This is a genomic window from Peribacillus sp. NPDC097295 (assembly GCF_044761665.1).
Lineage (GTDB): Bacteria > Bacillota > Bacilli > Bacillales > DSM-1321 > Peribacillus.
The window spans coordinates 74040-86322 of sequence record NZ_JBIWCW010000007.1 but is presented as its reverse complement, the minus strand read 5'-3'; the positions used below and the strand labels follow the sequence as shown (position 1 = coordinate 86322).

Annotated in this window: 15 protein-coding genes; 2 read left to right on the top strand and 13 right to left on the bottom strand. The window is 38.3% G+C overall.

Features of this window, described 5'->3' with window-relative positions:
- Positions 1-569: 569 nt before the first annotated feature.
- Both ACIQXN_RS13855 and ACIQXN_RS13850 read right to left on the bottom strand, forming a co-directional pair.
- Complete coding sequence (locus tag ACIQXN_RS13855) at positions 570-1085, bottom strand: GrpB family protein (protein ID WP_402967363.1); 516 nt, start codon at positions 1083-1085, stop codon at positions 570-572.
- A 61-nt stretch (positions 1086-1146) separates the two neighbouring features.
- Positions 1147-1392: a DUF2164 domain-containing protein gene (locus ACIQXN_RS13850; protein ID WP_402967360.1), complete on the bottom strand. Its 246-nt coding sequence runs from the start codon at positions 1390-1392 to the stop codon at positions 1147-1149.
- Between the two features lie 184 nt (positions 1393-1576).
- Here ACIQXN_RS13850 and ACIQXN_RS13845 point away from each other — a divergent pair, with 184 nt between their 5' ends.
- On the top strand, positions 1577-2050 hold the full coding sequence (locus ACIQXN_RS13845) for a hypothetical protein (protein WP_402967357.1): 474 nt from the start codon (positions 1577-1579) through the stop codon (positions 2048-2050).
- 50 nt (positions 2051-2100) lie between these two features.
- Here ACIQXN_RS13845 and ACIQXN_RS13840 read toward each other — a convergent pair whose 3' ends face one another.
- The 9 genes from ACIQXN_RS13840 to ACIQXN_RS13800 all read right to left on the bottom strand — a co-directional run bounded on the left by ACIQXN_RS13840 (position 2101) and on the right by ACIQXN_RS13800 (position 10063).
- Entirely contained in the window at positions 2101-2745 is a 645-nt protein-coding gene (locus tag ACIQXN_RS13840; RefSeq protein WP_402967354.1) for an FMN-dependent NADH-azoreductase, read from the bottom strand.
- 199 nt (positions 2746-2944) lie between these two features.
- A complete protein-coding gene (locus tag ACIQXN_RS13835) occupies positions 2945-3295 on the bottom strand; it encodes a bleomycin resistance protein (RefSeq protein WP_402967351.1) in 351 nt (116 codons plus the stop codon).
- A gap of 209 nt (positions 3296-3504) precedes the next feature.
- Complete coding sequence (locus tag ACIQXN_RS13830) at positions 3505-4053, bottom strand: SMI1/KNR4 family protein (protein ID WP_402967348.1); 549 nt, start codon at positions 4051-4053, stop codon at positions 3505-3507.
- Between the two features lie 318 nt (positions 4054-4371).
- Positions 4372-5724: an LLM class flavin-dependent oxidoreductase gene (locus tag ACIQXN_RS13825; protein WP_402967345.1), complete on the bottom strand. Its 1353-nt coding sequence runs from the start codon at positions 5722-5724 to the stop codon at positions 4372-4374.
- A gap of 22 nt (positions 5725-5746) precedes the next feature.
- On the bottom strand, positions 5747-6568 hold the full coding sequence (locus tag ACIQXN_RS13820) for an ABC transporter permease (RefSeq protein ID WP_402967342.1): 822 nt from the start codon (positions 6566-6568) through the stop codon (positions 5747-5749).
- Between the two features lie 25 nt (positions 6569-6593).
- Positions 6594-7400, bottom strand: coding sequence for an ABC transporter ATP-binding protein (locus ACIQXN_RS13815; protein WP_402967339.1), 807 nt, complete (start codon positions 7398-7400; stop codon positions 6594-6596).
- 13 nt (positions 7401-7413) lie between these two features.
- Positions 7414-8445: an ABC transporter substrate-binding protein gene (locus ACIQXN_RS13810; RefSeq protein WP_402967336.1), complete on the bottom strand. Its 1032-nt coding sequence runs from the start codon at positions 8443-8445 to the stop codon at positions 7414-7416.
- Between the two features lie 384 nt (positions 8446-8829).
- Positions 8830-9351, bottom strand: a complete 522-nt coding sequence (locus ACIQXN_RS13805; protein WP_402967334.1) for an LURP-one-related family protein — start codon at positions 9349-9351, stop codon at positions 8830-8832.
- A 157-nt stretch (positions 9352-9508) separates the two neighbouring features.
- On the bottom strand, positions 9509-10063 hold the full coding sequence (locus tag ACIQXN_RS13800; RefSeq protein WP_402967331.1) for a TetR/AcrR family transcriptional regulator: 555 nt from the start codon (positions 10061-10063) through the stop codon (positions 9509-9511).
- A gap of 96 nt (positions 10064-10159) precedes the next feature.
- On the opposite strand from ACIQXN_RS13800, the gene ACIQXN_RS13795 reads away from it, so the two are divergent.
- Positions 10160-10891, top strand: coding sequence for an SDR family NAD(P)-dependent oxidoreductase (locus ACIQXN_RS13795; RefSeq protein WP_402967597.1), 732 nt, complete (start codon positions 10160-10162; stop codon positions 10889-10891).
- A gap of 118 nt (positions 10892-11009) precedes the next feature.
- Here the strand turns inward: ACIQXN_RS13795 and ACIQXN_RS13790 are convergent, their stop codons facing one another.
- Positions 11010-11357 (bottom strand): avidin-fold protein, encoded by a 348-nt coding sequence (locus ACIQXN_RS13790; protein WP_402967328.1) that lies wholly within the window; start codon positions 11355-11357, stop codon positions 11010-11012.
- Between the two features lie 542 nt (positions 11358-11899).
- On the bottom strand, positions 11900-12262 hold the full coding sequence (locus ACIQXN_RS13785; protein WP_402967325.1) for a hypothetical protein: 363 nt from the start codon (positions 12260-12262) through the stop codon (positions 11900-11902).
- Between the last annotated feature and the right edge of the window lie 21 nt (positions 12263-12283).

Below are 12283 nucleotides of genomic sequence, written 5' to 3'. Positions count from 1 at the left end.
GTCATAGAATCAGTGTCTTCGAAATGAATCGCTAAATGACTAGGAAAGAGCTTACTCTATAAGGTTTAATAGTTATTAGGCATGAGACAAATAATTTATATAATTAGTGGGATTATTTTTTTACAAAATCATTAGTGATCATATATGGGGTAAGAAAGTCCCCTATGCAAAAAAAGTATGTTAAATAATATTCTTGATAAATGATAAATAAGGATCTGATTTAAGATCCTTTCAGACTGTAGACAAATCCATTGAAAAAAAAATGAGAACGTTGATTTCCACTTCAGGCACTCGCTTTCCGCGGGCGGGCGGTGAGCCTCCTCGGCTTCGCCTGCGTTGTCTCCCCTAGACCTTATTCCCCGCAGGAGTCTCGTACCTTCCGTTCCAATCAACTTTGCGTGATCATCCAGTGAACTCTATATATTCCACTAGTTTCGCGGGCAAAAGAGTTTAGGTTGGAAGATTACTCCAAGGGAATTTTCCGAAAAAGGGAGATGCCTTTTTTTCGACAATTTAAGATCTTTGTTTTAAATCCATATTCAACGTAAGCACCACTTAGTTGAACAAGGTTATATTTGTTCTCTTTTGGCTTTTAATAAAATTTTTTGGATGAATGGGGCCTTTGCTTCGGTGTAAGAAACTCTGTCAAAACGATATTTATTAGCTAAATCAACTTTGAATTCGTGATATTCTTTTAAAACATCATGATTATTTCTTAAAAAGTTTCTAAACAGTATTTGATTGTTCCAGTGCTCTCCTTCAAATTTATAGAAATGCAAATGATGTGTACCCGCTCGCCATTTACCCTTTCTAAAAAAACGTCTTTCAGGAAACTCTTTATGGTAAACGGATTCATATCCAAGTTTTTTTAAAGGTTCAATAAAACCATTTACGACCTCTAAATCAGCTATTCCGATGGCAATATCTACAATTGGTTTAGCCCCCAACCCTTCAACAGATGTGCTTCCAACGTGTTCAATAGATAGAACTCTGTCATCCAGAATTTCCTGTAATTTTATTTTTTCTTCGTTAAATTCTTTAGACCAATTAGGATTGTATTCCTCAATCGTTACTTCCTCCATCATCCTTTCCCTCCTTCGCAAAAAAAGAGTGAACCCTTTAACAGATTCACTCTTTGGCATTCCTTTATCTTTTTATCGGGCGTTCCAACGATAAAATTTCATCTTCCACGGAAGAAAATTGTTGTTCCACTACATGTTTAACGTCATGAACGGCAGCGTTATAGAAATGAGGAGCAAGTGACTCTTTGACGAAATCCAATACTCTTTCTGCGGCAAACTCCGTGATTTCTTCATCTCTTTCTTGTGAAAAGAAATATTGAATATCGGAAATCATTAATTGCTGTTGGTCTTTTGTAAGTTTTAAGAACAAATCGAACACCCCTTCATGGATAGTACCTGTAATTATAAAGAGTGATTCTCATCAATTACAGCCTGTTTTTTCATATAGGAATATGTACAGTACGTTACCTATTAAATTTCCTTTGAAATAAACACCTGTATGCATTACCATTAATTTCAAATGGTAAAAATAAGTGTTTATAAGGGTGGTTAGTATGACAAGCAGGAGGATTTTGTTCTATATATTCATTAGCCTAGTTTTTCTTAGTGGATGTGCTAACAAGGAAAAGAACAGCGAATATATTGTATTGGATATACCGAGTCCTAATGAATATACATCTTTGTCCATACAACCTATTGATGGAAATGGCGGAACTTCCGAAGCAAAGCAAAAAGTGATTACGGATAAGAAAAAGATCCTTGGCCTGGTACATAAGATGAACCAAATGAAGGTCATCCAATCGCCCAGTAAAGAATTTAATGAAAGCATCGAAGAATTGAATCAACATCAAAGTTATGCCGTTTCTTTAACTGATACGTCTGATAAACAGTTTGATATGATTTTTTTCAAAGATGGCAGCATTCAATTTTTTCAGCATACTGAAGAAGAAATTGTACCATCCCTTTCAAAAGCAAAACATCCTAAACTACTTCAGGAAATAACAAACCTATCGGAACTACAAAATTAATAAAAAAACGGCCTACGAGCGAGAAGCTTCGTTGGCCGTTTTCCGTGATATTATGCTTTTGCAGCTAGTTCGACTAAACGTTGTGCAGAAGCTTTTACTTCTTCAAGACCTGCAGAGATGATTTCTTGTGCTTTATCAGGCATTGCATTGTGACCTTCGATGATGACTTCGTCGATGATCTTCATTCCGAATACGCCACCGAATACGTTGCGCATGTAAGTAACAGCCATTTCCATCGGTGCTGTTTCCGGTGTTGAGTAGATTCCGCCGCGAGCGCTTAGGAAGATCGCTTTTTTGTCTGGCATCAATTGCACCATGTTACCATTTTCATCATATTTGAATGCGAATCCTGCAGTGTACACATAATCGATGAACGTTTGCAATTTAGCTGGAATCGTCAAGTTCCATAATGGGAAGGCGAATACTACTACGTCTGCAGCTGTAATTACATCCATCGCTTTTTGTTTTGCAGCCAATAGGCGGGATTCAACGTCTGTTAATTCTTCACCTGTTTGTACTTTACCGAAAGCATTGAATAGTTCTTGCCCAAAGTATGGAGTATCTTCTTCATATACATCATAAGTTGTTACGTTTACGTCTTTGCCTTCTAATGAAGCCATGAACGTTTCATACATTTTACTTGAGATTCCTTCTGTTGCCGGACGGTTGTTTGCTTTTACTACTAATACATTCATTTTATAAAATCTCCTCGTATTGAATATTTTCATTTAAGTTATCTTTAATTCAAGATAAATATATAATAATTGAATCAGGTGTATTTGTCAACACACCTGATTCAATTATTATCCATATTCTTCAAAAGTGAATGATCTTCCAATTTCCTAATCCCCAGATGTTCCGCAAACCTTAATAAATACCCGTCAGGATCCATGATTAAAATTCTTTTTGTCCGATTAATACCGAATCTGCCCGGTACCAATTCTCCTGAATCTCCATCTTAATGGGATACTGATGTTTCTTTATACGCTGATGTAATTCATCGATTTCCCTGACTTGTATTTGAAAGTTAATTCCTCTCCCAAATGGATAAACCAGTTCACCTGTCTTCCAGTATTCATTCGTTTCTTCCAACATCAATTGACAATCATCTATCGAAATCATCGCGAATTTATCCTCTGGACGTTGGTAGTCCACCTTGAACGAAAGAATGTCCAAATAGAATGAAAGACTCTGGTTTATATCCGACACTGACAACTCCGGCACACATGCTTGTCGTTTTATCACTATTCCCATCTCCTACTTGTTTCGAGTATGTAACAATCCATTTATAGAACAGCAATTACATTCATTACTTTTCATGAGCTCCACCTGGCCAGCATACATACGTAATCCTGCTTGTCTCAATTTAAAACATCTAACAGTGATATTTGAATTCGAGTCAAAATGCTATTGAAAAAGACAACGCATTTAATTTGCTTCGTTCACTTAATTATTTACCTCGTTCTATAATAATTTTCAGCTGTGTATATAGGCCAGTTCCAAAACCCTACACCTTGCGATATGATATAGCGGTCTAAGAAGATTTCAAAATTAAGGTTAAGAATTTCTAGATCTGTAAATTCTAGAATGTTAAGGTAGTTTGGATTCCCACCCTTTAATTTTTCTATATCTAATATTAGATAACAATCTTCCAATAAATGCGCGATAGGAATTCCATGCTCACTTATATATTCAACTTCTTGTTTTTTTTCTATTTTATCTAAGCTAAATAAATGGAGGCCTCCCCCTATATTAGTACCGTCGTCATCAATCAAATCATATATTCTTGCCCCGTTATGGAGTGTCAAGAACGCTTTATAGTCGTTAGGAAGCTTTATATTGTTTTCACTTTCAAACTTTTTAATTTCAGCTGTCTGGATAGGAGCGTTAAAAGAACAAGAAACATTTTGAACTTCCCCTTCATCTAATATGATCTTCATTTGGTCATTTTTGTTCAACAGCTTTTTTAGTCCAGATAAGGTGTTTTGAACGAAGTAACTCATTATACTTATCCCTCCAAAATTTAATTCCCCACCATGGAGTTACTAATTGTTGATAGATATTCATCGAGATCTTTCTACTATTCATGATTTATATCAATCCCTGGCCATCTTTTTCCTTATTTTAGGTTACTTTAGTATACCATATGCTAAATTTTCTAAAGTTTAGTATCTCTCTAGGTTCGCTCATCTTTTTGCTACCCTTTTATCAGCTAACACCTCGTCTTTTCTCCGTCACTTGTTTGAAGTGTGCCCTTCATTTCCTTAGTAATAAAACGTGTTTAAACAAAAAAACCGGGCAGATACGCCCGGTCTTACCTGTCACACGGTTTCTCTAATTGTATTAGCCAACGTATTGGCTGGTCGATTCAGTCCTAAGTTCCCGCGTAATGTATCTTCTGTGTATTCGGTACGGAAAAGTCCGCGTCTTTGTAATTCTGGGATGACTTGATCGACGAAATCTTCAAGTCCACCTGGTAAATATGGAGGCATGACATTGAATCCGTCCGCTGCTCCATTTTCAAACCATTCCTGCAGTTGGTCTGCGATTTGTTGTGGAGTTCCTTTGATTTCGCGATGTCCTCTGGCACCAGCTGTTCTTTGGTATAGCTGGCGAATGGTCAGGTTTTCGCGTTCAGCAAGATCCTTCAATAAGGTAAAACGGCTTTTCCCTCCATTGACTTGCTCTACTTCCGGCAGGTCAGGCAGTGGCCCATCAACGGGGTATCCGCTTAAATCCACAGAGATCATCGCCGATAAAAGAGCAACACCGGCTTCCTCTGGGATCAATTCTTCGAATAATTGTTTTTTCCTTTCCGCTTCTTCTTCTGTTGCCCCAATGATTGGGAACACACCCGGCATGATTTTCAGTTCCTCAGGAGAGCGGCCATACTTCGCCATCCGTCCTTTCACATCCGCATAAAAGGCTTGAGCTTCTTCGATTGTTTGCCATGCTGTGAAAATCACTTCTGCCGTGCGTGCCGCAAGCTCTTTCCCCGCTTCGGATGAGCCCGCTTGAACGACGACCGGATGACCTTGAACCGGACGGGAAATATTCAGTGGGCCTTCAACGGAGAACCATTCCCCCTTATGATTGACGCTATGGATTTTCGAGCCATCTGCAAATTGGGCGGATTCCTTATCCATGACCAACGCTTCATCTTCCCAGCTATCCCAAAGCTTCTCTACAACATCTACAAATTCCTCGGCCCGTTCATAGCGCCTTTCATGTAAAAGATGATGATCGGAATTGAAGTTCTTCGCTTCGGCATCCGTATTGGACGTGACGACATTCCAGCCGGCACGCCCATTGCTTAAATGGTCGAGCGAAGCAAACTTACGCGCTACATGGTAAGGTTCGTTATACGTCGTGGACACCGTGCCAACGAGCCCAATTTTTTCCGTCACCGCTGAAAGAGCCGATAACAGCGTGAACGGTTCAAAACTAATGCCCGCCCTTTGAACGTTTTTAGAACCGTTATGCTGAAGCGCATTAATATCGGCAACAAACAACATATCGAATTTTCCGCGTTCTGCTGTTTGGGCCAGCCTTTTAAGAAAATCGAAATTCAATATATTGTGCACCTCTGCCTCCGGGTGACGCCAACCTGCCACATGGTGTCCAGGGATCATGAAAAAGGCACCTAACTTCATTTCGCGTTTATTATTTGTCATCATCTATTCCTTCTTTCTTCTATTATTGATTGATTTTCCAAGCGGAGAATTTCTTTTCCAGGGACACTAATCCATAGTTCAATAACAATCCAAGTAAAGAAATCGTAATAATACCGGCATACATTTCAGCGATTTGGAAATTCATTTGGGCGTAATTGATTAAATAACCCAAACCTTCCTTGGCACCTACCATTTCAGCTGCAATTAACACGAGAATGGATGCCGTTCCTGCCATTCGTATTCCGGTAAAAATAGTCGGAATAGAAGCCGGTAAAATGACCTTATAAAATAGTTTACGAGAAGATAATCCCATCGATTGTGCTGACTTGATGAGCAATGGATCCACATTCTGAACAGCATTGATGGTATTTAAAAGGACGGGAAACGTACAGGCGAACAGGACAATCGCTATTTTGGATATTTCACCAATCCCGAGAAGTAGGATAAAAACAGGCAATAACGCCAATGCCGCCGTATTCCGGAATAATTCTAGTACAGGATTCAACAGATCCTTGGCTAAAGGAAACCATCCAATCATCAAACCTAAAGGGATCGCAATCAAAAGGGCGAGACCAAACCCGATGAACGAACGTATAAAGCTTGCTTTGAAATGGGCAAATAATTCTCCTGATGTCACCAACCCCCACCATCCTACTACCACTGATGAAAAAGGTGGGAAGAATACGGAATCGACCAGCCCAATCCTCGGTGCTACCTCCCAAAGTATCAGTAACAGGACAATCACCGCTGTCTGCTTCACCAGTTTTTGTAGCCAGGTAAAGGATAAGGCGATAGGCTTCTTTGTTTCTATTGGTACGGCCATAGCTTTTTCCAGACTAGACATGATAACCACTCCTTTTTGTAAAGAATTAAATGGATGCCCCTTGATAGACCTTTTCGTGAAGAAGGCTCCATATGCGATGTCGCGCTTTTACAAACTCTGCATGTGACCGGATGTCTACCTCTTTTAATCGTGAATCCAATGGGATATCCACCATATACTTAACCGTTCCAGGATTTGTGGACATGACCGCCACTCGTTGCCCTAAATACACAGCCTCATCGATGCCATGTGTAATGAAGATGATCGTCTTCTTCGTCTTCTCCCAAATCTGTAATAATTCACTTTGCAAGGTTTCCCTTGTCTGTGCATCCAACGCGGCAAACGGTTCATCCATGAGCAACACATCCGGATTATAAGCAAGACTCCTAGCAATGGCGACGCGCTGCTTCATTCCTCCTGACAATTCATGCGGAAACCGATCTTCGAATCCCTCTAACCCCACCAGTGATAAGTAATATTGCGCTAGCTCTTTCCGTTCTTTTTTCAAGACTCCCTTGGCTTCTAGACCAAACTCGACATTGCCGCGCGCTGTCTTCCACGGAAACAAGGCATATTGCTGGAACACGATTCCGCGGTCCAATCCAGGCCCCGTGATTTCTCTCCCATCAAGAAGGATCCTGCCAGCAGTCGGCTTCGTCAATCCGCCAAGTAAATCCAGTAAGGTGGATTTACCACAACCACTTGGGCCGACCAACGTTAAGAATTCACCATCTTTCACGGAGAAGTTTAAATCCCTTACCGCCGTGAACTCCTTCTTCGAGCCCTTCCCCTTTTCGGTATCCCGTACAGTGAATACCTTTGTCACTTGATCAAATCGAATTTTATCCGCCATATCCACACCCCGTTTATTTAGTCTCAAGCTCTTTTGTATATGGATTGAATTCATTCGTGTATACATCATCCAACTTCACTTGGCCCTTTTTGATTTCCCCATTATCCTCAAGCCAATCCGCCCAGACTTTGAATTCTGATTCTTGTATATAGCCCCCTTTTGTAGCGACACCCGGACTTTTCCAGTATTGAACGGTTTCTGAATCTTCTTTTCGATTTCGTTTCTCAATGATCGATGTAAAACGTGCTATCACTTCTTCACGAGGAGTTGTACGTGACCATTCAATCGCTTTTGCCGTTGCCTCTACAAATTTTTTCGTGGTATTCGGATTTTCCTTGATGAATTTATCTGTAAAGACTAAACTTCCCGCAGTAAAGGTTCCAAATAAATCATAATCACTAAATAATTTACTGATGCCCCCATTATCCAGTGCCCTGTCACGTGCAGCTCCATTTAAAGCCACGACATCGATTTGTTTTTGCCGTAATGTTTGTTCCGCATTACTTGGTGGCACCACCACTAAGGTAACCTGTTTGATTTCATCATCTGTTAGCCCATTTTGTTTCAAATATTCTTTAAGAGCCAATTCTAAATGCGCACCAAGCGTATTCACTCCAACTTTTTTTCCGATTAAATCACGTGCTTCTTTGATCGGGCTTCCCTCTAATGTGTAATAACCAACATAGGTTTCTTCATCACTCCCATAATAGCCAAGGACCGCTTTGATTGGTGCCCCGCTTGATTTCAATTTAATGATGGCCCCATTAAAGGCCCCACCGAAATCCGTTTGACCCGTCGCAGCCGTTTGAATATCCTGCGGTCCCCCATTCACATTCCCCACCCATTCCAACTTGATCGGTCCTAAATAACCTAAATCCTCCGCCAGTTCTGGGTATGTAACCACCCCTGCCGACCCCTGATACTTCAGTTCCACTTTTTCATAGCCATCCTCGTTTTTTTCCACTGCCTTTCCTGACGAGCAACCAACTAAAACAAGTAATGCACCAATCCATGCTAAAAATAAGGCCTGTCGAGTCTTTTTCATTTTTTTACTCTCCTTTAGTAACGGGGCTATCACACACAAAAGGCCCTCGATTAATTTTTCAATTAAACGAAGGCCTCCAGTAGTCCAGTCAGCCACACTAATTCATTTTGCTTTCATGCTAAATTTTATCTCCCCCTTTTTTTAAACAAAAGAGGCTCCCAATTTCACCATCTGGTGAATGTAGGAGCCTCCGGTTAACCAGTAAGCCAGCGTCATTTAATTCCAATAAAGTTTATAGGAATAATATATGTATTTCCCTTTAGATTGTCAATAGTTTTCTAAAAATTCTTTCATTTAAACAATTATACAAAATACCCCATGTTATAAAGACTTAAGGAATGCGTACTTCCACCATTTCATGAATGAAGATTTTTAAGGAACATATCAGCCTCCGCCATTGTTGGCTGTAGCCGCGTTACCTTTTTTCCTCTTATGTATAGCATTTATCCCCATCACGACGGCGATTAGTTCCTCATTCGTAATTTTTTTATGGAAGTTACTCAGCTGATATGCCGCGGACTCAAAGAATCCATTTACCTTTTCAAACCTTCCAACAAGATTGGAGGCTTCATCCAAAATTTCATATTGCCTAGAGAAAGACTCTCCTTTAATTTGGTAGGTTCCATTTCCAAATGAAATGTATTCATATTTCTTAGATAAAAAGGACAGTTTTTCTTTAAGGACACCTATTTCTTCCTCATTAGTATGATAGATGCTCCACTTATTACTAAAGAACTTAAACTTCCCTGTAACCACAATATTGTCATTCCTATCTAACACATCAACAGCTGTAGAAAAGGCACTCTTTAAATCAAGCTCTCCTATCTTTTCTTTTGAACTATTAAATATTTCTGTCCTGCCTGATGAAAAGAAATTATCTTTAAAGTAAATTATATGATCATTCATCTATCTGCCTCCCATACTTTCTATTTTCTAACATACGATTGCATTCAGTAAAAGTTCCCCTGAAACACTTAGCAAATCCCGTTCCATTCTTCTTCACTTGCCCCCGATAAAAGATTTTCTTATTAAGACAATCTTTCATATCTTAGTTAGTGTGTTTTTATGCATTTGATAACATTAACACGGCAATTTTATTAGCTAATTCCTCTCGTTCAAACAAAACTTGTTCTGTTCCCCATAGGTATCCTGCTTCATAAATGATATTTGCATAAATAGGAATATATAATTCCCTCTCTCTCTCTGTATATTCATTTTTCAAACATTTGGAGAGATATTCTTTTAATGCCTTTATCATCTTATCTTTTAACAGGGGTGTAGTCATAACTACATCACTTCGCTTACATTTTTCTTGGAATTGTTGATAATAGCCACATACAGCAAATAAAAGCTGGGAAATTGTTTCATGATTAAATGCTACTACTCCGTTTGTATGATTAAGAATAGTCGTGTGTGCGGAATCACCAATAGTATGGTCCATAAGTTCGTACTTATCTTTAAAATGAGCATAAAAGGTAGCTCGGTTAATTTGTGCTTTTTTCGTTAAATCTAGTATCGTTATCTTCTCAAAGCTTTTTTCATTTATTAACTCACCAAAAGCATCAATTAAGGCCTGCTTTGTGCGGGTCATTCTTATATTTCCAACTTTTGAAGTCATTTTTTACTCCTTAAAACATTACTTTCTCAAATATGTTGTTATAACGACATTTCAAGCATAATGTTAGTTGTTATATTTCATTGACAACCTTATGCTATTAAAGCGACATATGTTGGTTTAATCATATCATATAAAAAGGGAGTTCAAAATATAAAAACAATAGCAATTATTGGGGCAGGACCAGGATTAGGTTTATCCTTAGCTAAAAAATTCGGTACAAATGGTTTTAATGTAGCTGTCATTTCCCGTAATCCAGAAAAATTATCAACAATGGTAGATGAACTTACAAAATTAAATATTGAAGCAAAATCTTATATAGCGGATGTGACAAACCTAGATGCATTAAAAGAAGCTTTACAAAATGCTAAAAAGGACTTTGGAAGTATTGATGTACTAGAGTTTAGCCCCTATGGCGGTTGGCAACAATTCACCCATGTATTATCAACAACACCAGAAAACGTCTTAGAACAAATCAATAGCTATTTACTACCAGCGATTCTTTCAGTCAATGAAGTATTACCTGCTATGCAAGAAAAAGGAGAAGGCGCCATTCTATTTACAACAGGAATCTCTGCAATGTTTCCATTACCAACTGTCGGAAATGCTGGCATCGTTATGTCAGGTATTCGTAATTATGCAACGAACTTATATAATGAATTAAAAGACAAAGGCGTATATATTGGACATCTTTCAATCGGTACGATGATTGCACCTGGTACCGAAGGAGATCCAGATATCATTGCAGAAGAATGGTATAACTTATTCGAGCAAAAAGGTCATTTTGAAGAAACATTCCCAAAAGGATTTGACCTAACAAAAATGTACTAGTTTATAATTTTTAAGAAATGAGTGATTAATCGAAAAAGATTAACACTCTTTTTCTTAGTGAAAAGGTGCAAGGAATCTAAAGATAAAAACGAATTTCATATAAACTTTTCTAACTATTCTACTTTTTCATTACTTCTTCAACAACCGATTCTCCCTCACTTTGTTCACGATCTGACCACTTCCACTTTTCCTGCAACCTGATTCTCCCATCAGATAGGACCTCAGGTGTGGAAAAGCAGTGCCCGCCCCTGATCTCATGCTTAACATTCACATGGTTATAATTGAACTGTAAGCAGCCATTTTCCTGTACGATCCCAATCATGGTCCCTTTAACGATTTCCCCTCCACTATAGGTCGCAAAAAGGATATTCCCTTCTTGTTTATATTCAAAGATTGTTTTGGAAGAGACCTCTCCGTTTGCTGTATTATCAATCGATACAAATGTACGTCCATCGTAATTAATCATAAATATAGGCTCCTTTTGGTATGTCCTTTAGGGCTAAATACTGCCAGGACCAAAATAATTTCGTTTAACCAATTTACATTTCCTCACAAGCCTATCTAGGCCCTCTCATGTTCGATAATTTAATATCTTTTCTCTAATTATTTTTTCATAGAAAGGAAGAAATACTTGTACAAATAATCATAAGCATAGGTGAAACATTTTGCGATGTATCAAGACTTCAGTAACCGTTCGATGCTTGGCTATTTATCCATGATTATAACCGTGAATATTATTTGGAAGCTCCGTCCCTCTTATTATCGGTAATATACATTCATTTCCTTATATTTCACCAAAGAAATGGCAGGAAACGAATAATGGGTTGACTACTTTAAACCACTAACTCCTCAGTTCTTCAGTATGAAGTTTGTTTGCAAATAAATATAAAAAAAGAGAAAAAACCTCCTGCCTACTTAATGACCGAAAGTTATTTCTCTTTTCTCTATGTCCATTCATAAATTACGACTAAAAGCGAATAGATCAAAACTTAAAATCACTCTTATATTTTAACGAAAGCGTGATCTTATTAGAAGTAGAATAGCCCCTACAACACTAAGAGCTGCTAAAGTTAGGCTAATTGAGTAGTCCATATTGCCGTTTATGAATAATACGAATGAACAAACTTCTATGATTGCGATGATTAAACCAATTAAAAAGTCTTTCTGATTTTGCCTGCGAAAAGAAATAAATAATTGAATCGTAATTATATTAGCTAATAGGACAATAGAAAAGGCTATTAAATAATCGAGTGAAAAAATGCTCGTTCCTTCAGATGTTCCGAATAAAGAAAAAAGAGCTATAGGAAAAGCTCCCATATTAATCACAATTAAGACGAGACCCCAAATAACTCCATATATTGTTTTTTTCATATGCCAATACTCTCCCCTTTG

Bases quoted from the DNA above. Each gene is read 5' to 3' on its own strand.
- ACIQXN_RS13785 (WP_402967325.1), bottom strand. From the start codon at position 12,262: ATGAAAAAAACAATATATGGAGTTATTTGGGGTCTCGTCTTAATTGTG.
- ACIQXN_RS13800 (WP_402967331.1), bottom strand. From the start codon at position 10,063: ATGACTTCAAAAGTTGGAAATATAAGAATGACCCGCACAAAGCAGGCC.
- ACIQXN_RS13815 (WP_402967339.1), bottom strand. From the start codon at position 7,400: ATGGCGGATAAAATTCGATTTGATCAAGTGACAAAGGTATTCACTGTA.
- ACIQXN_RS13855 (WP_402967363.1), bottom strand. From the start codon at position 1,085: ATGATGGAGGAAGTAACGATTGAGGAATACAATCCTAATTGGTCTAAA.
- ACIQXN_RS13845 (WP_402967357.1), top strand. From the start codon at position 1,577: ATGACAAGCAGGAGGATTTTGTTCTATATATTCATTAGCCTAGTTTTT.
- ACIQXN_RS13830 (WP_402967348.1), bottom strand. From the start codon at position 4,053: ATGAGTTACTTCGTTCAAAACACCTTATCTGGACTAAAAAAGCTGTTG.
- ACIQXN_RS13805 (WP_402967334.1), bottom strand. From the start codon at position 9,351: ATGAATGATCATATAATTTACTTTAAAGATAATTTCTTTTCATCAGGC.
- ACIQXN_RS13790 (WP_402967328.1), bottom strand. From the start codon at position 11,357: ATGATTAATTACGATGGACGTACATTTGTATCGATTGATAATACAGCA.
- ACIQXN_RS13820 (WP_402967342.1), bottom strand. From the start codon at position 6,568: ATGTCTAGTCTGGAAAAAGCTATGGCCGTACCAATAGAAACAAAGAAG.
- ACIQXN_RS13825 (WP_402967345.1), bottom strand. From the start codon at position 5,724: ATGACAAATAATAAACGCGAAATGAAGTTAGGTGCCTTTTTCATGATC.
- ACIQXN_RS13840 (WP_402967354.1), bottom strand. From the start codon at position 2,745: ATGAATGTATTAGTAGTAAAAGCAAACAACCGTCCGGCAACAGAAGGA.
- ACIQXN_RS13810 (WP_402967336.1), bottom strand. From the start codon at position 8,445: ATGAAAAAGACTCGACAGGCCTTATTTTTAGCATGGATTGGTGCATTA.